16 protein-coding genes and 1 tRNA gene are annotated in these 19,801 nt (G+C 61.9%); 5 read left to right on the forward strand and 12 right to left on the reverse strand.

Annotated features, from left to right (window positions below):
• The 3 genes from BLQ12_RS22270 to BLQ12_RS22280 form a co-directional block, all read right to left on the reverse strand.
• The gene (locus BLQ12_RS22270; protein WP_092214291.1) at positions 1-1,044 is read right to left on the reverse strand and encodes a rod shape-determining protein; all 1,044 of its coding nucleotides are present in this window, start codon (positions 1,042-1,044) and stop codon (positions 1-3) included.
• A gap of 263 nt (positions 1,045-1,307) precedes the next feature.
• Positions 1,308-2,417, reverse strand: coding sequence for a serine hydrolase domain-containing protein (locus tag BLQ12_RS22275; RefSeq protein ID WP_092214293.1), 1,110 nt, complete (start codon positions 2,415-2,417; stop codon positions 1,308-1,310).
• On the reverse strand, positions 2,410-3,273 hold the full coding sequence (locus BLQ12_RS22280) for a S66 peptidase family protein (RefSeq protein ID WP_092214295.1): 864 nt from the start codon (positions 3,271-3,273) through the stop codon (positions 2,410-2,412). Before BLQ12_RS22280 ends, BLQ12_RS22275 begins: the two co-directional genes overlap by 8 nt.
• Before the next feature lie 160 nt (positions 3,274-3,433).
• Between BLQ12_RS22280 and BLQ12_RS22285 the strand changes: the two genes are divergently transcribed.
• Positions 3,434-3,510, forward strand: a tRNA-Pro gene (locus tag BLQ12_RS22285).
• 349 nt (positions 3,511-3,859) lie between these two features.
• Here BLQ12_RS22285 and BLQ12_RS22290 read toward each other — a convergent pair.
• The 9 genes from BLQ12_RS22290 to BLQ12_RS22325 form a co-directional block, all read right to left on the reverse strand.
• A complete protein-coding gene (locus tag BLQ12_RS22290) occupies positions 3,860-4,759 on the reverse strand; it encodes a response regulator (protein WP_092214297.1) in 900 nt (299 codons plus the stop codon).
• A gap of 46 nt (positions 4,760-4,805) precedes the next feature.
• The gene (locus tag BLQ12_RS22295) at positions 4,806-5,333 is read right to left on the reverse strand and encodes a hypothetical protein (RefSeq protein WP_092214299.1); all 528 of its coding nucleotides are present in this window, start codon (positions 5,331-5,333) and stop codon (positions 4,806-4,808) included.
• A 3-nt stretch (positions 5,334-5,336) separates the two neighbouring features.
• Positions 5,337-5,483: a hypothetical protein gene (locus BLQ12_RS27570; protein ID WP_175470011.1), complete on the reverse strand. Its 147-nt coding sequence runs from the start codon at positions 5,481-5,483 to the stop codon at positions 5,337-5,339.
• A gap of 30 nt (positions 5,484-5,513) precedes the next feature.
• Positions 5,514-7,367 (reverse strand): SLC13 family permease, encoded by a 1,854-nt coding sequence (locus tag BLQ12_RS22300; protein ID WP_092214301.1) that lies wholly within the window; start codon positions 7,365-7,367, stop codon positions 5,514-5,516.
• 16 nt (positions 7,368-7,383) lie between these two features.
• Positions 7,384-7,848 carry a sigma-54-dependent transcriptional regulator gene (locus tag BLQ12_RS22305; protein ID WP_092214303.1) on the reverse strand — a complete coding sequence of 155 codons (465 nt, stop codon included), beginning with the start codon at positions 7,846-7,848 and terminating at the stop codon, positions 7,384-7,386.
• Between the two features lie 607 nt (positions 7,849-8,455).
• Positions 8,456-10,135 carry a sensor histidine kinase gene (locus BLQ12_RS22310; protein WP_092214305.1) on the reverse strand — a complete coding sequence of 560 codons (1,680 nt, stop codon included), beginning with the start codon at positions 10,133-10,135 and terminating at the stop codon, positions 8,456-8,458.
• Between the two features lie 314 nt (positions 10,136-10,449).
• On the reverse strand, positions 10,450-11,913 hold the full coding sequence (locus BLQ12_RS22315; RefSeq protein ID WP_092214307.1) for a sigma-54-dependent transcriptional regulator: 1,464 nt from the start codon (positions 11,911-11,913) through the stop codon (positions 10,450-10,452).
• 267 nt (positions 11,914-12,180) lie between these two features.
• Positions 12,181-13,653 carry an ATP-binding protein gene (locus BLQ12_RS22320; protein ID WP_139164070.1) on the reverse strand — a complete coding sequence of 491 codons (1,473 nt, stop codon included), beginning with the start codon at positions 13,651-13,653 and terminating at the stop codon, positions 12,181-12,183.
• A 3-nt stretch (positions 13,654-13,656) separates the two neighbouring features.
• A complete protein-coding gene (locus tag BLQ12_RS22325) occupies positions 13,657-14,688 on the reverse strand; it encodes a hypothetical protein (RefSeq protein ID WP_092214309.1) in 1,032 nt (343 codons plus the stop codon).
• Between the two features lie 399 nt (positions 14,689-15,087).
• Between BLQ12_RS22325 and BLQ12_RS28230 the strand changes: the two genes are divergently transcribed.
• From BLQ12_RS28230 to BLQ12_RS22345, 4 genes are read left to right on the forward strand one after another with little or no spacing between them, the layout of a single operon-like run.
• Positions 15,088-16,488 carry a sigma-54 interaction domain-containing protein gene (locus tag BLQ12_RS28230; RefSeq protein WP_092214311.1) on the forward strand — a complete coding sequence of 467 codons (1,401 nt, stop codon included), beginning with the start codon at positions 15,088-15,090 and terminating at the stop codon, positions 16,486-16,488.
• A 56-nt stretch (positions 16,489-16,544) separates the two neighbouring features.
• Positions 16,545-16,910, forward strand: a complete 366-nt coding sequence (locus tag BLQ12_RS22335) for a NifB/NifX family molybdenum-iron cluster-binding protein (protein ID WP_092214313.1) — start codon at positions 16,545-16,547, stop codon at positions 16,908-16,910.
• Entirely contained in the window at positions 16,894-18,990 is a 2,097-nt protein-coding gene (locus BLQ12_RS22340; protein WP_092214315.1) for a hybrid sensor histidine kinase/response regulator, read from the forward strand. Before BLQ12_RS22335 ends, BLQ12_RS22340 begins: the two co-directional genes overlap by 17 nt.
• Positions 18,987-19,592: a hypothetical protein gene (locus BLQ12_RS22345; RefSeq protein ID WP_092214317.1), complete on the forward strand. Its 606-nt coding sequence runs from the start codon at positions 18,987-18,989 to the stop codon at positions 19,590-19,592. The genes BLQ12_RS22340 and BLQ12_RS22345 overlap by 4 nt, the downstream gene beginning before the upstream one ends.
• Positions 19,593-19,801 lie beyond the last annotated feature (209 nt).

Raw genomic sequence — 19,801 nt, forward strand, 5'->3', positions numbered from 1 at the left:
CTACCTGATGACCACCTGCCTGAGGATTTCGATGCTGTCAAGGGACATCCCCGCCCCTTTGGCAACAGTGGAGAGGGGGTCTTCGGCAACAGTAATGGGAAGGCCGGTGTTCTCCTTGAGAAGTTTGTCGAGGTTTTTCAAGAGCCCGCCGCCACCGGTGAGCACAATGCCCCGGTCCACGATGTCTGCGGCCAGTTCAGGGGGGGTCTGCTCAAGGGCGATCTTCACGCACTCCACGATGGCGTCGATCTGCTCGCTGATGGCCTGCCGGATCTCCTCGGAGTCGATGGCCAGGATCTTGGGAATCCCGGAAACGAGGTCACGGCCTTTGACTTCAATGGTCTCAATGTGTTCGGTGTCGGGGTAGGCGTTGCCGATGGTGGTCTTGATCACCTCGGCGGTGCGCTCGCCGATGAGCAGGTTGTAGCGGCGCTTGATGTACTGCATGATCGCTTCGTCGATGCGGTCCCCTGCCACCCTCAGGGAGCGGGAGTAGACGATGCCCGCCAGGGAAATCACCGCCACTTCCGTGGTGCCCCCGCCGATGTCCACCACCATGTTACAGGTGGGCTCGGTAATGGGAAGCCCGGCTCCTATGGCGGCTGCCATGGGCTCTTCCAGAAGGAACACCTCACGGGCCCCTGCCGATTCGGCGGACTCTTTCACCGCCCGTTTCTCCACCTGGGTGATGCCCGAGGGAACGGCGATGATGATGCGGGGGCGGACAAACTTCTGGCGGTTGTTGTGCACCTTCTTGATGAAATGGCTGAGCATGGCTTCGGTCACTTCAAAATCAGCGATCACCCCGTCGCGCATGGGGCGAATGGCCACAATGTTCCCCGGTGTCCGACCAAGCATGTTCTTGGCCTCAAGGCCCACGGCCAGTACCTTGTTCTTGGATCTGTTGTCGGTGCGAACAGCCACCACGGACGGTTCGCTGAGCACAATGCCCTTGCCTTTCACATAGACAAGGGTGTTGGCCGTTCCCAGGTCAATGGCCAGGTCACTGGAAAAAATTCCCAGCAGCGAGTCAAGAAGGTTCATAGTCAGCCTTTGTTTCCGATAGTAAGTAATGGCCTTTGATTGCAGGAATCGCCGTTGTCGCGGCGTCGTCGTATCCCCGACGGGTCGGGTCCGTATCTCCTGAAGTCGTCGTTACATTGATCGATTGCACGCACTTCCCACCCGGAAGAGGGGTTCGCCTGAAGCCGTCTTCCCTAAAAATGGTGCGTGTCCCGGGCCCTGCAGGACAAAAAAAACGCAATAATCAACCTTCACCGCTATCAGAAATCATGCTTCTTGACAACTTAAAAAGCGGGACCGAAGCAGCGCCGGCCTCCCGTCCCAAGGGTGCCTTCGCGAACCATTTTCATAGCGATATCATGCACCTCAGGACGAAACACCCGAATCGCCGTGTTTTCCCGGGAGGGGTGCACCCGGTTGGTGAGCAGGACCACCACCACCCCCTGCCTCGGGTCGGCCCAGAACGAGGTCCCGGTGAACCCCAGGTGCCCCACGCTCCCCGCCGTAAAATACCGGCCGCTTGCCGATCCCTTGCCCGAAGGCAGGTCAAACCCCAGCCCCCGTCCCCTGCCCCGGGATTCAGCGAAAAAGGCGGTCACCACCTTCCGGGAAAAGGGCGAACCCGCCACCCCGTCCCGATGATGGGCCACCAGGTGCCACACAAGGCGCCCCACCTCACGGGCCGTGCCGAAGAGCCCGGCATGAAGGGCCACGCCCCCCAGGGTCCAGGCGTTGTCGTCGTGCACCTCCCCGCAGAGGGTCTTTCCCCGCCAGGGGCAACTCTCCGTGGCCGCCACCGCCCTGTGCACGGGCACATCGGGGGCGTACATCAGATCGTTAAGCCCCAGGGGCGCACGCACCTTCGCGTCGAACAGACGACGCACATCCGCCCCGGCCACGGCCTCCACCACCTCTTTGAGCACCATGAACCCGATATCGCTGTAGCACACCCCGGCCCCGGCCGCCGCCTCCAGGGGGCTGCCTTGAAGGAGCCCCCGGAGTCCCTCGCCCCTTTCGGCCACAGGCATGGACACCAGGGTTTCGTAAAAGGGACGCCAGGCCGGAAGCCCGGAGGAGTGGTCCAGAAGGTGACGAAGGGTAACCGCTTCCCGGCCGCCCCCCGCAAACCAGGGCAGATAACGGCACACCGGGGCGTCGATCTCCAGGAGCCCGTCGGCTACCAGCCCCATGGCAAGGGTGGCGCCGGAAAGGGGCTTGGTAAGGGATGCCAGATCAAAAAAGGTGTCGGGGGCCACCTCGGGCCCGCCATTTCGGAGCCTGCCCGCGCAGTGCTCTGCCGCCACCTCTCCATCCACCATGACCAGGAGCTGTCCCCCGGGAAAGACCCCGGAGGCAACCCCGTCAGCCATTTTTTGAGACAGGGCATCACACATACCGGAACCCCGCAGCAGACGAGAGGACCACGGGCTCGCCGAAGACCAGGGGCAGATTCGTGGGGCCGTGACCAAAGCGCCCCCCGGTCACCACCGGAATATTCAAGGGAGCAAGCACCTCCCGAAAGACCGCCTCCAGCTCCCCTTCCTCTCCGCAGTGAAGGCACTCCCCCACCAGCACCCCGGCCACCCCGTCAAGGGCACCTGAGAGCCGCATCTGCGTGAGGGCCCGATCCAGGCGGTACGGGGCTTCGTTGAGATCCTCCAGGGCCAGGACACACCCCGAAAAATCAGGTTGAAACGGGGTGCCGCAGAGGTGGGCCAGGGTGGTCAGGTTCCCCCCGGAAAGCACCCCCTCCCCTTCCCCGTCCACCAGGGTTTCCCAGGCTGAACCCAGGGGATCGGGACGGATACCGGACCTGAGCAGCCCATCCAGGGCGGCCAGTGTTTCCGGGCAGGCCGTGGCCAGTGCCTGGATCGTGGGGCCGTGCACAGCCCGCACTCCAAGCCCCACAAGCCGGACCAAAAGGGCCGTGGCATCGCTGAACCCCATAAACGGGGGAAGCCCCAGAAGCTCTTCCGGGGTAAGGTCGGCCAGGAGGCGCATGGCCCCGTACCCTCCGCGCGCCGCAACAAGAAGGCCGGCATGCGCTGCGGACATACGGAGAAGGGAAGCCTTTCGGGCCGCTTCGCCGCCGGCCAGATAGCGAAGGGAATCCCCCACCGCCGTCTCGGCTGTCACCTCCCATCCGGCCTCCCGGAGCCTTGCCATCCCCTTTTCCAGTTTTACCGGGTCCACAACCCCCGACGGGGCCACCACCCCGATCCGCGCATCTTGCTCAAGTGGAAACATCATCCGATCGCCTTTCGCCAACGCCCTGATTTTACGCGATTGCCCCGTGGGGTCATTCCACGGCCAGCCACGCGTTTTGCGCCATTATGGGGTCGGGCCATTTTTTTGTCAAAGAGTGCTTGACATCCCTTGAAGCATGGGGGTATAACCCTCCTGTTTTTGGCGGGGCGTAGCGCAGCCTGGTAGCGCACTTGACTGGGGGTCAAGGGGTCGGAAGTTCGAATCTTCTCGCCCCGACCAAAACACACATAGAAAATACAAAGGACCTGATCGATTTCGATCAGGTCCTTTTTTTTTGGTTTTTTGTAACGATTCAAAACAGCCTCCGGCGGCAAGGTGTGCCACCTTGAAAGCGGGTTACGGATGCACTTTGCCCCTCGTTCCTCGGGCCAAAACACATCCGTATTTGTGTCGGCGACATCTTAAAATATGGACACAAGACGCGCTTGAAAAACAGGCCTTGCTCAATTTCACAGAAACCTTCGCGAATGCCCTCACCCTGAGGAACGAAGGGGGAGGGCATTCGCAATATGGGGTCCAGGGGATCATCCCCTGGCCGCCGGAGGCTGTGTTTTTTTAACCGCCCGACTCACCCCTCCGAAGCAATCCTCTCGATCTCAAAGAAGAGCTCCTCCTCCCGGATAATTCCCTGGCACTGGCCCCAGGCCATCACAGCCAGCCTGCGTTGCCGCAAAGAGACCATGAGGTACGCGGCCTCCATGAGGTTGGCCTCGATATCCACTTCCGGGGGGGCTTCCGTCATCACATCCGAGACCTTGCGATCCATGAGCTTTTTGGTCTCAGAGGTAAAGAGCCCCTTCCAGAACATGGGGGAGTACCGGATGGTGGAGGCCGTGCTGGGAAGATCGGCATGGATATAGGCAGGGAGCAGGGCCTCCATGAGCCCCCTGACGGAAAGCACCCCTTTGACCTCGCCGTCGGAGAGCACCAAAAGGGACCGCTGCCCCGACTCGATAAGGGACCCGGAAAGGGTCCGGGGCGAAAAAGAGGCCCTTAAGGCCCGAACGGCGTAGCCAAGGGTCTGGTTGGGGCGGGCCGTTTCATACTCTGCCAGGGGAATCATCACCTCCCCCACCGTCTTCTCCATCTCGGAGTCCGTGCCGGGCACATGCCCCGCCTCGTAAATCTTGGTGGCCAGAAGGTCAATGTCACATGGCTTTGCCAGAAAATCATAGGCCCCCGCAGCCAGGGCCTCCTCGGCGGACTCCCCGGTGCCGTGGCCGGTGAGCATGATCACCGGGATCTTGGGCTTGCGAGCCTTGATCAGGCCCAGGGCCGTCAGGCCGTCCATCCCCGCCATGCGGATATCCAGCACCACCACCTGGGGCGCCTTGTCGAGGCGCTCCAGTGCCTCCTCCCCCGATTCCGCGGTAATCACCTCAAAGCCCCTTCGCTCCAGGACCTTTTGCGTGGCCACGCGAAAGCGCTCCTCATCGTCAACAATCATCACACGTATCTTTATACTCATCGTTGTCTTCTCCTTTCACGAAAATCAAGTGCTGTGCCCCACGGCCTTACACGCCCTGCAGCATGAAAATCCCCTTGAAGAGAGCCACCAGGGCCACAAGGGTGAGCACCACCGCTACAAAGGCACGGCGGCCGCTGAGCCCTCCGAGTTCCCTGAAGCCGGTACCGATGACGCCCCACTTCCAGGGTTCCGTGTACCAGAAGGCCCCCGGGATCCATGAGACAAGCAGGGTCACCCCAAACCCGTAGGCCACGCAGGGCACCACCACGGCCAGCCGCGCCCGGCGCGCCCCCACCGTCTTCAAGGCCATCCAGCCCAGAAGGGAGGAGAGGAGGGCCATGCCCAGGGCGTTGAACACCGACACGGTGCCCAGGACCGCCCGGCCCCCGCCAGGGGCCAGCATCCCCGCCATGAGACCGTTCAGAATCACCGCCCCGGACAACCCCCACAGCAGCCGGTGAAGGGCCCCCCGCGCCGCCAGGGCGCGGTAGACCCGGGAAGGCGACAGCAGCACGGCCGTCACCCCGATTTTCCCATCCTCCGAGGCCGGGCCCCGTTTCAGGTGAGTGTCCATGGGCTACCCTCCCGTCACCCAGGTCACCGCTCCGTAGAGCAGCATGACCAGGGTCAGCACAAAACACACGCGGCGCTCGGCCTCCGCAGAAAAAAAGAGCTTTCCGGCTTTCCATCTCACCGGCGGTTTCATGGCATGTTGCTCCTTCACAGGCCCCATCTCCTTAGGATTCACAGATGATTAAAAGCCCGGCAGGGCGTTAAACCCGCGCAGGACCCAGTACGCCCCGGTGAGGAGCAGAAGGACCGCGTTGGCCACAAACCACAGGGGAAGCCCCACCCTCAGGTAGTCCTTGGGCTCAAGATACCCAGAGGCATACACGATGGCGTTGGGGGGCGTTCCGATGATCAGGCAGTAGGCAAAGCTGGACGCGATGGCCGTACTCATGGCCATGAAGGGCAAAAAGGTGGTCCCGGGATGCACCAGGCCTGCCATGTTCAGGGTAATGGGCCCCACGGCTGCGGCAGCCGGGCCGTCGGCCATGAGGTTGGTGAGCACGGCTGTGAGCCCGTTTGAAACCGCCATGAGCGGAAGGCCGGAGTCCATGCCGAAGGGTGCCAGAAAATCGATGACGGTGCGGGCCAGCCAGTAGGCGGCGCCCGTGGTGTCCAGGGTTCGGCCGAAGATGATGGCCCCGGCATAGAGCCAGACCACGCCCCAGTCCACCTTTTCATGGTAATCCCGCCAGTTCACCACCCCGGTGAGCAGGTAGGCCACGGCCCCTGCCACGGCAATCACCCCGATGCCGAGACGGATGGGATAGATCCCCAGGTTGTAAAACTCTTTTTCCGTGAACCAGCCGAAGACCATCACCAGAAACACCACCAGGGCGATGATCTGCTTGCGGTTCCAGGGCCCCATCTTGTGAATCTCCACGCGCAGGTGGTCCATGGCCGGGGCAAGGCTGGTGACACGCGGCTTGAAGCGCCAGTTGACGATGAGCCAGGTAATGGGAATCATGACGAACAGGTAGGGAAAACAATAGGTGATCCACTGGAAGTACCCGATGTCAAAACCGAACATGTCGGTGAGGTAGGTCATCATGATCACGTTTCTGGCCCCGCCGGAGGGGGCGCCCGGACCGCCGATGTTGCAGGCCATGGCAATGCCGATCATCAGCATCTTGGCCAGCTCGGGGTCTTCCGGAACCTCACTGGTGAGGCTGTTCTGGTAGAGAAGCATCCCGATGGGAAGAAACATGGCGGCCAGGGCATGATCGGAGATAAAAGCGGCCAGGGGGGTGATGATGAGAAAAAAGATGAGGGTGATCCACCGGACGTTGGGCACCGCCAGCTTTTCAAACATCAGCAGGCAGACCCGCTTGTCCACCCCGGTCTTCACAAAGGCCGCGGCAAACATCAACGAGCCCATGATGAACCAGCAGGCATCGGACCAGTAGAGCATGGCCACCTGCTTTCGGGTCACCACCCCGGTGAACACCAGGATCAAGCCGATGCAGAAGGCCACCCCGGGCAGGGGGATGCATTCGGTGAGAAAACAAAGGACCACAAAGACGACCATGGCGATGGCCACCTTGATGTGCCAGCTCCCCTTGTCGGCTGCGGCCTTGTCCTTGCCGGACAGCGCCCCGTAGTCCAGGACGTCGCGCCTCTGCTTCAAGGCCCCTTCCATAAGGGCAAGGAACCTGGCGTCGTCCACCTCGTTTTTAATAAAGGCGTGGGCGCGCTTGAAGTTGGCCCCTGCCGCAGGGATCTTGTATTTTTTGCACCACTTTTCGTTTCGTTTCAGAAAACGGGCCTTGGTCAGGGCCCCCATGCGCATGTTGCGCTCCATCATCTGGGCGGTAAGGAGCTGCCACTGGGGCAGTTCCGTGCTTTGGGCCCCAAAGAGCTCCTGGCTCAGGTAGGCGATCACCGCCTTGGGCCCCACCTTGTACTCGGCCCCCACATCCTTCATCCCGCCAGGTGTGGGCATCAACAGAATAAGAAAAAAAAGGACAACGGGGATGGAGAAGATCTTCCAGTCCACGTACTTGTCATACCCGGTCACCTTTTGCTTGTCGCGTTCTCCCATGAGTGTTCCCCCTTCCTTAGGCGTCGATATCCGACCCCTGCTGCTTCATGATATCCCTCGGGCTCTGCATGCTTCGCTCAAGCATGGCCAACCGAATCTTTTCCGCGTGCCGACGGTACGAATCCCACGCCTCGCTGATCTTGCCCCAGAGCAGGTCGATGTCCGCCGGTTTGACCAGGTAGTCAAAGGCCCCGGCCTTTAACCCCTCCACCGCCGAGTCCACGGTGCCGTGGCCCGTCAGCAGGATCACCTCCACCAGGGGGTGGCTCTTTCGTATGGCCCGGAAGGTCTCGTGCCCGTCCATGCCGGGCATCTTCACATCAAGGACCACCACGTGGACCGGATCCTTGGCAAGCAGGGACAGGGCCTCCACCCCGGAAGTGGCCGTTGCCACGGAACACCCCTTTCGGGCCAGCAGCCGTGAGGTGGTCTCCAGGTAACGAGGCTCGTCGTCCACGAGCAGAACATAGAGAGTCTCCATTCATTCCTCCTAAAAGTATTTAAGGTTAAACATGTGCATACGAATGCATTGGAGATTTGCTCTCATGAGAAATTGCACGGGACATGCCAACCCGCACAGAAACAGTAACCCGCCGTTACAACGCAGGATTCGCACAAACCCATCCACCACACGGCCCCTGCATTGTCAGCCCCGTTTACAAGGTGTCGGACAAGGTTAAAACAGATGCCTCCGGCGGCCAGATTCCCCAGGTTGCAAAATGGGCACAAAAAAAGCCCCGGCCACGTTCTCTTAAAGAGTCGTGTGCCGGGGCTTGTGGTGGTTGGCGTATGCTTTCGAGACGGCTCACCTCGCTGCCGGAGGCAGTCCGGTTAAAGGTGCCTCCGGCGGTCCTGCCGGGGGGGGGGGGGCAAACCTTTGAAAAGTTTGATAAAAAGTCCTTAAAAACAGACTCCGTTTAATCTAAACCAATGGCGAATGTGATTTTCCCTGAGGAACGAAGGGGAAAACGCATTCGCAACTTGCTTTCAAGGTGGCACACCTTGCCGCCGGAGGCATCTTTTTGGTTTTTACTCTGAGCCCTCTTGCCCTGTCGTTCATCCGACTTTAACCATAGAAGGCATCACCTTCAATGTTCGCGGTAACGGGGCAGGGAGATGGTAAACACCGAGCCCTCGCCCACGGTGCTGGAGACATGGATGCGCCCCCCCATGCCCTCCACGATGCCGAAGCAGACCGAGAGCCCCAGCCCTGTCCCCGATCCCGGGGGCTTGGTGGTATAAAAGGGGGAGAAGATCTTGGCGCGGGTCTCCTCGTCCATGCCGCTCCCGTTGTCCGACACGTCCACGCACACGGTTTCCGCCTCCTCCCGGACGGCCACGCTCACCTTCCCACCGCAGCTCCCGTGCCGCGCTTCCACGGCATCCAGGGCGTTGTTGATCAGGTTGAGGAACACCTGCTGAAGCCGTGAGGGATCCCCCCAGACCTGGCGGCCGTTTTCCGGTATCTCCGTCCGGAACTGCACCCCGCTCACCTCGGCCCTTGAGCGCACCATCTTGGCCACGTCGGCAAGGAAGTCCCCCATGGACACGGCCTGGTCCCGGGTGGTGCTCTTTCTGCCGAAATTGAGGACCGACCGGGTGATGTCCGAGCAGCGGCCGATCTGAAGGCGCATCTGGTCCAGGGATTCCCGGACCACCTGAAAGTCTCCGGTGCCCTCCTCCACGTCCCGCACGGTCTCGTTCATGTAGGCCAGCTCGCTTTGCATCACCTGCAAGGGGTTGTTGATCTCATGGGCAAACCCTGCGGCCATCTCCCCCAGCTCGGCCAGCCGGGCCGCGCGATAGAGCTGCTCTTCCAGGTGGACGGCCGCATCGTCGCTTCGCCGGATCCGGGAGACAATGCGGGAGGTCAGCCCGTACCCCACGGCCAGAAGCGCCCCGCCGCCTGCCACCATCACGGCAAAGATCACAAGATAAATCCGCATTCGGTTCTCAAAGGCCTCGCGCTTGTCCTGCACCACCACCAGCCGCCACGCCTTTTCCGTGAGCCGGGTGGAGGCAAAGACCCGCTTGACCCCGTCCCGGCAGGGGATCACCCGGGCACCGGCCCACCCGTCACCCATGACGTAGGCATCGCTGTCGGGGTCCTTTTCCATAAGCTTGCCCCGGGAGGGACGAAGGCTCTGGTACACCCCTTCGTCGTTTAAGAGAAAGGCCTCCCCGGTCTGGCCGATGCGCACCCCGCCGGTGACGGCCTGGAACACATCGGTATCAATGGTGGCCCTCAGCACCCAGGGACGCCCCGTCCCCTGCACCCGCACGGCCACCACCACATGGGGGGTCTTGCGAAATCCGGTAAAGACATCACTGATCCAGGAGCCGGTGTCCATGGTCTTTCGAAACCAGAACTCCTCCTGATAATCGATACCCTCCAGCCGATAGGGGCCGGTATACGCCACATGCACCCCGGCCTCGTCGAAAACCCCCAGGTCCATGAAGGCCCCGGAGCTGGACTGGAGATGGCCAAAGGCCGCCTCCAGGTGCTCGGGATTCGACAGCGCTTCAAATGAGGAGATGGAGGCCAGAAGCACCAGGTCGGTGCGCCGCTCTTTTAAAAAGGTGTCCACCATCATCCCGTGATCCCGGGCCGTCTGGGAGATCCGCGCCATGATGCTTTTTTCCATGGCACCGGAAAAAAGGATGGCCCCCACCACCAGCAGTACGAGAAAGGGAACCAGGGGAACAAGGGTCATGTTGCCCAGGATAAACCGCGCGATTTTCCGATCGTATGCCCTGCCTGTCATCATCGCCTCCTTTTTGGAGAAAAAACGCCTCCGGCGGCAAGGTGAGCCACCTTGAAAGCTGGTTGCGCATGCGCTTTGCCCCTCGTTCCTTGGGTCAAATCACATCCGCCTTTCAAAAAAATTTACTTAAGTAACTATTCAGCTTGCCTCCGGCGGGTCGCTTTTTTGAAAAAAAGCTCCGCAAAAAACTTTCCCGAAAATGACAAACTATCGAAATTGGTTCGGCGAAGCCTGGAAAGACTTACTAAAAACCTGTTTATCAAACTTTTTAAAAGGTTGGCCCCCGGCAGGGCCGCCGGAGGCAAGCGTTTCCATTATTATTGATGCTTTCCCAGCTCCTCGGTCTCACCGGCGTTGATACGAGCGCCCACGGTGATGCCGTACTTGTCCATGCGGGCATGGAGGGTAGGCCGAGAGATCCCCAGCAGCCGGGCGGCCTGGGAGCGATTGCCCTCGGTGGCGGCCAGGGCTTCGGAGAGGATCACCCGGGAGCACTCATCCAGGAGGCGCTCAAACAGATCATCTTCCCGCCGGTCAAGGCGTCCCCGGACCCAGCGGCGGATGATCTCCTCCGGGTCCTTCCAGGGATCCTCGGTGACGACATCCTGGCCGAGGCTTCGCGCGATGCTCTCCTGGGTGATGGCCCCGCCCCGGTGAAAAATCAGGAGCTTCTGGATCACGTTGGAGAGCTCCCGCACGTTACCCGGCCACTCGTAGCCCCCCAGGAGCTTCAACCCCTCCTGGCTGATGCCGGGATTGGCCATGCCCAGCTCCAGGGCGTGGCGCCGGAGAAAGTAATCGGTGAGAAGGGCGATGTCCCCTTTGCGCTCCCGCAGAGGAGGCAGGGCAAGGGTCACCACCTTGAGGCGGTAGTAGATGTCTTCGCGAAACCGCCCCTTTTTGATGGCCCCTTCCAGGTCCCGGTTGGTGGCGGCTATGATCCGAACATCCACGGGGATGGTCTCCCGGCCACCGATGCGCTCAATGCTCCGCTCCTGGAGCAATCGCAGAATCTTGGTCTGGAGTTCCAGGGGCATGTCCCCGATCTCATCTAAAAAAAGGGTCCCGCCGTTGGCCTGTTCAATCTTGCCGATCTTCCGGTGGGTGGCCCCGGTAAAGGCCCCCCGCTCGTAGCCGAAGAGCTCGCTCTCCAAAAGGGTCTCGGGAATGGCCACGCAGTTGATCACCACAAAAGGCCGCCCGCTCCGGTTGCTGTGCTGATAGATGGCCCGGGCCGCCAGCTCCTTGCCGGTGCCGGACTCGCCCCGGATCAGCACGGTGGCGTCGCTTGCCGCCACCCGGCCGATGGACTTGTACACCTCCTGCATGGCAGGGCTGATCCCAACGATGCTCTCTTCATCGCCTCCGGGAACAGCTCCTGCCCCGGTGCCGCCTAAGGTCACGGTGGACTTCATGAAGCGCCCCGCCTCGGCCGCCTGCCCAATGAGCCGCAGCAACGCAGGAATATCAAAGGGCTTGAGCACGTAATCAAAGGCCCCCATCTTGGTGGCCTTGATGGCGGTCTCCGTGGTGCCGTAAGCGGTCATCACAATGACCGGCATAAGGCTCGCCACCTCCTTGAGACGCCCGAAAAGCTCCAGGCCACCCATGCCGGGCATCTTCATGTCGATGATGGCAAGGTCCGGCTTCAATCGCTCGGCAAGGTCAATTCCTGCAAGGCCGTTGGCCGCGCTGTGCACCCGGTACCCCTCAGCCGCAAGCAGCTTTTCAAAGGACGCCCGCAACGAATCGTCGTCGTCCACAATAAGAATGGTAACCATATCGCTCCTTAGTTTAAGGAAAAGCCTCCGGCGGCCCTGCCGGGGGCCAAACTTTTGAAAAGTTTGACAAACAGTTTTTAAAAAAGCGTGTGGACCAGCCCGCACAAACCATTAGCGTTTATATCGGGCGCAGCCCGAGCCGAAGGCCATTGCGCTTTGCCCTGAGGAACGAAGGGCAAAGCGCAATGGCAATCAGCTTTCGAGGTGGCTCACCTCGCCGCCGGAGGCTTGCTTTTGCTCCCGACTTTAACCATAGAAGACATCCCCCTATCCCCTTTCTTCGCTGTCCATGGGCAGGTAGACCACAAAGGTGGTGCCTTTGGCCGCCACGGAGTCCACATCAATCCAGCCGCCGTGGTTTTCGATGATGCGCTGGGAGATGGGAAGACCCAGGCCGGTGCCGTCCTCCCGGGTGGTGAAGAAAGGCTGGAACACCTGCTCAAGCTCCTCTTCGGGGATGCCGCACCCGGTGTCGGCAAAGGAGATCTCCGCAAGGCCCGCACCGTCGGTCTCGCTGACCACCCGCTCGGTGATCACGATGCGGCCTCCACCGCCCATGGCTTTGCAGGCGTTTTCCATAAAGTTCACAAAGGCCTCTTTGAGTTGCTCGGGGTCGCAGGTCACCTCGGGGAGCGCCCTTTCCCGCTTCACCTCCACGGCCACCTCGTAGGAGCGAAGGCGATGGGAGAGGAGCTGGAGGACCCGGTCCACCACCGTGGAGGGGCTTTCTAATTGCATGGCCAGGCGCGGGGGGCGGGAAAACTCCAGGAAGTTCTGGACGATGGTGTCCACCTGGCCGATCTCCCGGGTGATGACCTGAAAATCCTCCTCCTGCTCCCGGGTGAGGGGCAGGGAACGGTTCAGGGAGAAGAGGCGCATCTTCACCGAGGTCATGGGGTTTCGGATGCTGTGGGCCATGCCCGCGGCCAGTTTTCCCACCAGCACCATCTTTTCGGCCATAAGGAGGTTCTCGCGGCTCCGGGCCAGTTCGGTATGGGCCTCGCCGGCGCTGCGGATGAGGTTCTCGATGCGGTGGGTCACGGCCTTGACTTCGTTGGGTTCCATTAAGGAAAGTTCACCGGCCTCTTCCCGGGCCAGGCGACGCAAAGGTGCCAGGACCTGACGGCCCAGCAGCAGGGTCAGGGAGCCCCCCAGAAAGGTCACACAGAGAAGGGCCACCATCGTGACCCATCGCAGCTGTCTGGCCCGTGCATGGACGGCCTGCCGCGTTTCAAAGAGCTCCTCGGCATGGGCCTTCTTGTAGGCTTCGCAGTGGGTGAGGATCTGGAAGAACTGGGCCCTCACCCCGGCATGGGCCTCGCCCCCGGCCTTTTCATCGCCGCTGATGTAAAGGCCCAGGGCCTTGTCTTTGGCCGTCACGTAAAGGTCGTACGCCTCCCCGATGGTCGCAAGGGTTTCCCGCTCCTCGGCGGTTCCGGCAAACCCCTGGGCCCGCTCCAGCCTCATGCGAAACAGCTGCCGGTACTCTCCCAGGCGCTGGAGCCATTCGGGATTGCGGTCCATGACATAGTAGGACATGAACCCCTTCTGGTTTACCAGGGCCGTCTCCAGGGCCTCGGCCGCCTGGTAGGCCGCCACGGTGTCGCTCACCATCCCCTGAATAAGGCGATCCACCCGGTAGGTATTCCATATCATCACCCCGCCGCAGGCCAGGGTCACGGCCACCATCAGGGCCACGAGGGACGTGGTTTTCGTTCGCAGGCTCAAAAAACCCGGCATCTTCTACCTCCTTGCTCCCGTATCAAGCCCCATGCGGGCCACCAGCCAGGCGTAACGGGATGCCGGTAAAACCAGCCTCCGGCCCGGGTGAAGGGCCATGAGACGCCACACCACCTCCTCGGGATCGGTCAGGGAGTCGGGCAAGTCAACCAGCAACCGCCCCCCCCACCCGAGGCCACCGTAAATCACCACCTCATGCTTCGTCGAGGCCATGCGCCCCCCGTTGCGTCCGGCAACGGCCTCCGTCATCTCCGCCAGGCCCCGGTCGCCTTCCACCCGCATGGACAAAAGGTAGGGAACCCGGGCTTCAAAAAGGGAGGGCGGTGCGCCCCGCCGACAGGAGATGGCCCCCAGGGCGTAGTTCCGCCTCACCCGGTCCTCCAGCTCGCCGTTGTCGAGGGGCGACTGGTTCCACAGGGTCAACCCGTTCCCGTGGTTCCAGAACTCCACATCCACACCGCGGCGCACCAGGTCCAATTCGGCCTCGGCCATGTCGGCTGCCAGACGCAGCCGGTCTACGGACAGGGGGCGGCCGGGGTCTCCCATGGCGACGGCGGTGCGTTCCAGAATGGCCCTGGCTTCTTCCCCGGCCGGGGAGAGCCCGCAGGGGAGGTACATGTCGTAGAAGGTGTGATCGAGAAAACTCCGGCCAAACAAGCGCCGACGCCGGCGCGCCCATCCGCGATCGCCGTCGCCCCGGGCATCGGCAAAAAGCACACGAAACACCGCCACGGGAAAACGCTGCAGCAGGTGTCCCAGGTCTCCGTAAAAAATCCTCACCCCCCGCTCCAGGGCCGTGGCCATGGCCCGGCACATCCGGGCCCGGGCACATTTGCGTTCATTTACCATACGGTCTGCCAGGGGGTGAGCGCCGAAAAGAGCCCATGAGAGGGCCAGGCTTCCCCCGCCCCCTTCAGCCGCCATGCCGATGAGCTCGTCATCTCCCATGGCAACGCTTCCGGTCTCCCGTTCCAGGTCTTCAACCAGCGTCCGGACCCGTTCGCTTTCGCCCCCGGAAATCACTATGGCCGTCATATTCGTTTTTACCCTCCACCCGTGCAATCGGTGTTGCCGTTATCCGGGGCCACCACGCACCGATCCCGCCGGTGCCCCGCACATCATGCTGGCATCCGCCGCCCAGGGGCACCGCACCCCGGAGGGTCCTCTCCTGTCCCGAAGCTGACGTGTCAGTGCCCTCCTAACTCAGCAAGACCCATGCCAGCAGTGCCTGTCTGAAATCCTTTGAAAAATGACATCCGTGCGGGACCGGCCCGTGACAAAGGTTTACACAGTGGAAATTTTTCTGACACCCTTTTTTCGTCGGCATCCCTTGTCTACATTGCCCCTTGACACCACCTGCCGGGTACGCGATGGATAGGAGGCGGCATCACGCCACCGGCCCTGAGCCTTTGACCAAAGACAAAGGAGACCCCCATGCCCGTGCCCTCCCCGGCCATCGTTCATCTTCTCTCCACCGAGCTCTCCTTTGGCCGGTTCCTGGATGAAGTCCCCCTGGCCACGGCAGTCCTGGACAGGGACCTGCACATCGTCTGGCTCAACCGCGCCTTTGAGACCCTCACCGGCTTTTCCCGGAGCGATGCCTACGGCATCCCCTGCCGCTACATCGTTCGCAGCCGGGCCTGTGTGGAGGGCTGCCCCAGGAAAAACGGGGACATCACCACCCCGGTGCCCTGTGAGAGTGACCTCATCAACCGGGACCGGGTCCGCCTGCCCGTGAAACTCACCCTGGCTCCTTTGACCGACGCCCACGGCAACCTCACCGGGTACATGGAGACCATCGAGGACCTGCGGGCCGTCAGGAGCCTGGACAGCCGTAAGAGCCAGGCCTTCAGCTTCGAAGGGATCATCGGTCGCAGCGAAAAAATGGACAAGATCTTCCAGACCCTGCCCATCCTGGCCCAGAGCGACGCCTCCATCCTCATCACGGGAGAAACCGGCACCGGCAAAGACGTGGTGGCCGAAGCCATCCACCAGACCTCCCTTCGCGCCGGGGGGCCCTTTGTCAAGGTCAACTGCGGGGCCCTTCCCGAGACCCTTTTGGAAAGCGAGCTCTTCGGCCACGCCAAGGGCGCTTTCACCGGGGCCGTGGAGAGCAAGCCGGGCCGATTCCGCATGGCCCACAACGGCACCCTCTTCCTCACGGAGGTGGGGGACCTGCCCCTGGCCCTGCAGGTCAAGCTCCTCACCTTCCTGGACGACCAGGTGATCTACCCCTTAGGTGAGACCCGCCCCTTCCACGCCAACGTCCGGGTCATTGCCGCCACCCACCGCAACCTGGAGCAGATGGTGGCCCAAGGCACCTTTCGCCAGGACCTGCTCTTTCGCCTCAACGTGGCCCGGGTCCACCTGCCCCCGCTTCGTGAACGCAAAGGAGACATCCGCATCCTGCTGGACCACTTCCTGGAGATCTACCGAACCCAGCTCGGCAAGAGGCTCACCGGCTTCTCGCGGGAGGCCCTGGCCCTGCTCACCCACTATCGGTTCACCGGAAACATCCGGGAGCTGCGAAACATCGTGGAATTTTCCGTCAACATGGCCACCGACACCACCATCGGCGTGGGCGCCCTGCCCGCCTATCTCCTGGAAGGGCCGCCCCAGGTTCCGTCCCCGGATGCGTCCGGCCCGTCCCCGGTGGCCTCCTATGACACGGCCCCTTCCCCCGGTGCCCCCCGGACCTGGGCCAGCACCGAACGGGAGATGATTCTTGCGGCCCTGCAGACGGCCCGGGGAAAACGCCAGGAGGCGGCCAGGTCCCTCGGCTGGGGCCGCAGCACCCTCTGGCGCAAAATGAAACAATACGGCATCACCGCCTGACCCTTGTCCATTTAAGCACTTGAAACAATTTAAAACTCTATGATACAGTTTTTTCCATGTTAACAAAGATCCTCATCCCCATCGCCACCGATGAGGTGGCCCCCCGCTTCGACCTGGCCGCCGAGGTGCACATCGTCACCCTGCTCAAGGGGGGCGAGACCGAGGACAAGACCGTGGTCCTGCCACAGGCCTCCGCAGAAAAGCTCTGCCACCTGATCCTCACCGAGAACATCACCTGCGTAATCTGCGGCGCCATCGAGGAAGAGTATTTTCAGTTCCTTGCCTGGAAAAAAATCACCGTGATCGATGCCGTGGCCGGACCCTGGGAAAAAGCCCTCATCCGCCACCTTCAAGGGGACCTCTCCGAAGGGGAGATGCTCTGCGACCGCATTGTGGAGGGACAGCATGTGGACCATCCGTAATTTCATCAACCAGATCGACGCGCTCTTCAGCCGGGGGGCCGACTCTCCGGGCCACTACCGGAACCTCACCCGGAACATCATCATCACCATGCTGGTGGTCACCATCACCCCCTTAACCGTCATGGGGATCCTCAACCACTTTCAGTACGGCCGCCACCTGCAAAACGAGCTCATCACCCCCCTTGCCAACACGGCCAGCAAGGCCAAGTACTCCTTTGAGCTCTTTTTCGAAGAGCGCCTCTCCACGGTGCGGTTCATCGCCAACGCCTATGACTACGAGGACCTTCAGGACAGCCGGACCCTCCACCACATCCTGCGGATCCTGAAATCCGAACTGGGCGGGTTTGTGGACCTGGCCATCATCAACGCCGACGGCGACCTGGTGAACTACGCAGGCCCCTACAACCTCCAGGGCAAAAACTACGCCAGCCAGAGATCCTTTCAGGAGGTGCTGATCAAGGGCTCTTACATCAGCAACGTCTTCATGGGGCACCGCCAGTTTCCCCACATCGTGGTGGCGGTACAGCGCTACACCACGGAAGGAACCAACTGGATCATCCGGGCCACCATCGACACGGACCGCTTCTACAAACTCCTGGGCAACCTGAGGCTCTCCCCCTTAAGCGATGCCTTTCTCATCAACTCCGAAGGGACCCTTCAGACCAACTCCGCCTTTTACGGCAAAACCCTGGAGACTTGTAGGCTCACCATCCCCAGCGGCACCCGGAGCACCTTTGTAACGGAGACCACCGATCCCGACGGCCGCCAGATCCTTCTGGCCTGTTCCGGCTTCAACAACGCGGACTACGTCCTGGTCATCGCCAAGCCCCGCTCCGTGGTGCTGAGATCCTGGTATGCCCTGAAATCCGATGCCCTCCTCGTCTACGCCTTAAGCCTTCTGGTGATCATCTTCATGGTGGTGAAGATGACCGGCACCCTGGTGCGGCGCATCAAAGAGTCCGACGAACGCCGGGAGACGGCCCTCACCGAGCTGCAACACAACCAGAAGCTCTCCTCCATCGGGCGCCTGGCCGCAGGCGTGGCCCACGAAATCAACAACCCCCTTGCCATCATCAACGAGAAGGCGGGCCTCATGAACGACCTGGTGGCCGCGGGGGAGGACTTCCCCCACCGGGAGCGCCTCTCGGATCTCACGGCAGCCATCATCGGATCGGTCTCCCGCTGCAAGACCATCACCCATCGCCTCCTGGGCTTTGCCAGAAAACTCGACACCCTCATGGAGTCCCTCTCCATCAATGAGATCTTAAAAGAGGTCATGGGCTTTCTGGAGCGGGAAGCCCTCTATCGCCAGCTCGATGTGAGCGTCGACCTCGATCCGGACCTGGCCGACATTCTTTCGGACCGTGGACAGCTCCAGCAGGTGTTTCTCAACCTGCTCACCAACGCCTTTTCCGCCGTGAACGACGGCGGCACCATCCGGATCGCCTCCATGCCCGTGGGGGAAGGCGGGGTCTTGGTAACCGTTGCAGACAACGGCTGCGGCATGACCGAGGATGTGGCCAAACGCATCTTCGACCCCTTCTTCTCCACCAAAAAGGGCAACGGCACCGGCCTGGGCCTTTCCATCACCTACGGCATCCTCAAGAAACTCGGGGGGACCATCACACTGAACACCCTGCAGGGGGAAGGCACGACCTTTACGGTGACGTTGCCTGCCAAGCCCCCCCGCCGACACACGGAAGGGAGAACCTGCCCCATGACCACACATGTCCTGCTGATTGACGATGAACGGGAATTTGTCTCCACCCTGGCCGAGCGCCTGGAGATCAGGGGATTTTCAACGGCCACGGCCGAAGACGGAGAAGCCGGCCTGGCCCTGGTCCGAAACGGAACCTTTGACGTGGTGATCCTGGACCTGCTCATGCCGGGCATGAACGGCCTGGAGACCCTGAAGCATATCCGGCACATCGCACCGAACCTGCCCGTGATCCTCCTCACCGGCCACGGATCCACCCGGGAGGGCATGGAGGGGATGCGCCTGGGTGCTGCGGACTACCTCATGAAGCCCCTGGCCATCGAAGACCTCCTGGACAAACTCAAGGAGGTGGCTGCATCATGAGCCCCCAGACGCCTGACCAGGAGACCACGGCCCTCATGGGGGCTGTCACCGCCCCGGCCACCCACGATCTCATGAACGTGCTGGCCATCATCAACGAGCACGCAGGGCTTCTCTCCGACCTGCTTCACTTCAAGGGCAACGGCGACCTCTCACCGGAGCAGCTCGGGAAAAGCATCGCCGCCATCGAGACCCAGGTGGCACGGGGCCGAGGCCTCCTCAGCCACCTAAACCGCCTGGCCCACGCCCCGGATCCCGGCCCCCTGGGCCCCACCGATGCCGGCATTGCCTTGGAAGAGATCGTCGCCCTCACCCAGCGGCACTTCCACGGCCGAATCACCGCACCGGTCCCTTCCGTCTCGATGCCCTGCGAGCCCGTGAAGCTGCGCCTGCTCCTCTTTCGCCTCCTGGAAGCGGCCAGCCACCCCGCACAAGCCCAAGAAACCCCCGTCACCCCCGAGCTTACCGGCGCCACCTTCTCCATCACCTTTCAAGGGCACGGTCCCGTGGACCTGTCCGAGCCCTTGTGCTCCCTGGCCCAAGGGCTCGGCGGAACCCTCACCTGCCACCACCACAGCCTCTGCCTCACCCTCACACACGGGTAGCCCGCCTGTGACCGGGGGATTCATCCCCCGGTAGCAAGGGCCGGCCCGCACCGCCGTTTGCATCTCCCTTCTCCATGCATCCCGGTGGTCCCTTGATGCTCTACACGGTCAAGGGTTCCCCATGACGGCCCCCTAACCCGGCGTCACGCGGCCCCCCAGAAAACCGCTGCCGGACCGCGGACCGGTAACCCATGGGCAATGTCATTCCC

It is taken from the genome of Desulfoluna spongiiphila, from assembly GCF_900101345.1.
GTDB classification, from domain to species: domain Bacteria; phylum Desulfobacterota; class Desulfobacteria; order Desulfobacterales; family Desulfolunaceae; genus Desulfoluna; species Desulfoluna spongiiphila.

Excerpts from the sequence above, each read along its gene's own strand:
- BLQ12_RS22305 (WP_092214303.1), bottom strand. The coding sequence starts at position 7,848 with ATGGAGACTCTCTATGTTCTGCTCGTGGACGACGAGCCTCGTTACCTG.
- BLQ12_RS28230 (WP_092214311.1), top strand. The coding sequence starts at position 15,088 with ATGCCCGTGCCCTCCCCGGCCATCGTTCATCTTCTCTCCACCGAGCTC.
- BLQ12_RS22300 (WP_092214301.1), bottom strand. The coding sequence starts at position 7,367 with ATGGGAGAACGCGACAAGCAAAAGGTGACCGGGTATGACAAGTACGTG.
- BLQ12_RS22340 (WP_092214315.1), top strand. The coding sequence starts at position 16,894 with ATGTGGACCATCCGTAATTTCATCAACCAGATCGACGCGCTCTTCAGC.
- BLQ12_RS22290 (WP_092214297.1), bottom strand. The coding sequence starts at position 4,759 with ATGAGTATAAAGATACGTGTGATGATTGTTGACGATGAGGAGCGCTTT.
- BLQ12_RS22315 (WP_092214307.1), bottom strand. The coding sequence starts at position 11,913 with ATGGTTACCATTCTTATTGTGGACGACGACGATTCGTTGCGGGCGTCC.
- BLQ12_RS22335 (WP_092214313.1), top strand. The coding sequence starts at position 16,545 with ATGTTAACAAAGATCCTCATCCCCATCGCCACCGATGAGGTGGCCCCC.
- BLQ12_RS22310 (WP_092214305.1), bottom strand. The coding sequence starts at position 10,135 with ATGATGACAGGCAGGGCATACGATCGGAAAATCGCGCGGTTTATCCTG.
- BLQ12_RS22280 (WP_092214295.1), bottom strand. The coding sequence starts at position 3,273 with ATGATGTTTCCACTTGAGCAAGATGCGCGGATCGGGGTGGTGGCCCCG.
- BLQ12_RS22275 (WP_092214293.1), bottom strand. The coding sequence starts at position 2,417 with ATGTGTGATGCCCTGTCTCAAAAAATGGCTGACGGGGTTGCCTCCGGG.
- BLQ12_RS22270 (WP_092214291.1), bottom strand. The coding sequence starts at position 1,044 with ATGAACCTTCTTGACTCGCTGCTGGGAATTTTTTCCAGTGACCTGGCC.
- BLQ12_RS22325 (WP_092214309.1), bottom strand. The coding sequence starts at position 14,688 with ATGACGGCCATAGTGATTTCCGGGGGCGAAAGCGAACGGGTCCGGACG.
- BLQ12_RS22345 (WP_092214317.1), top strand. The coding sequence starts at position 18,987 with ATGAGCCCCCAGACGCCTGACCAGGAGACCACGGCCCTCATGGGGGCT.
- BLQ12_RS22320 (WP_139164070.1), bottom strand. The coding sequence starts at position 13,653 with ATGCCGGGTTTTTTGAGCCTGCGAACGAAAACCACGTCCCTCGTGGCC.
- BLQ12_RS22295 (WP_092214299.1), bottom strand. The coding sequence starts at position 5,333 with ATGGACACTCACCTGAAACGGGGCCCGGCCTCGGAGGATGGGAAAATC.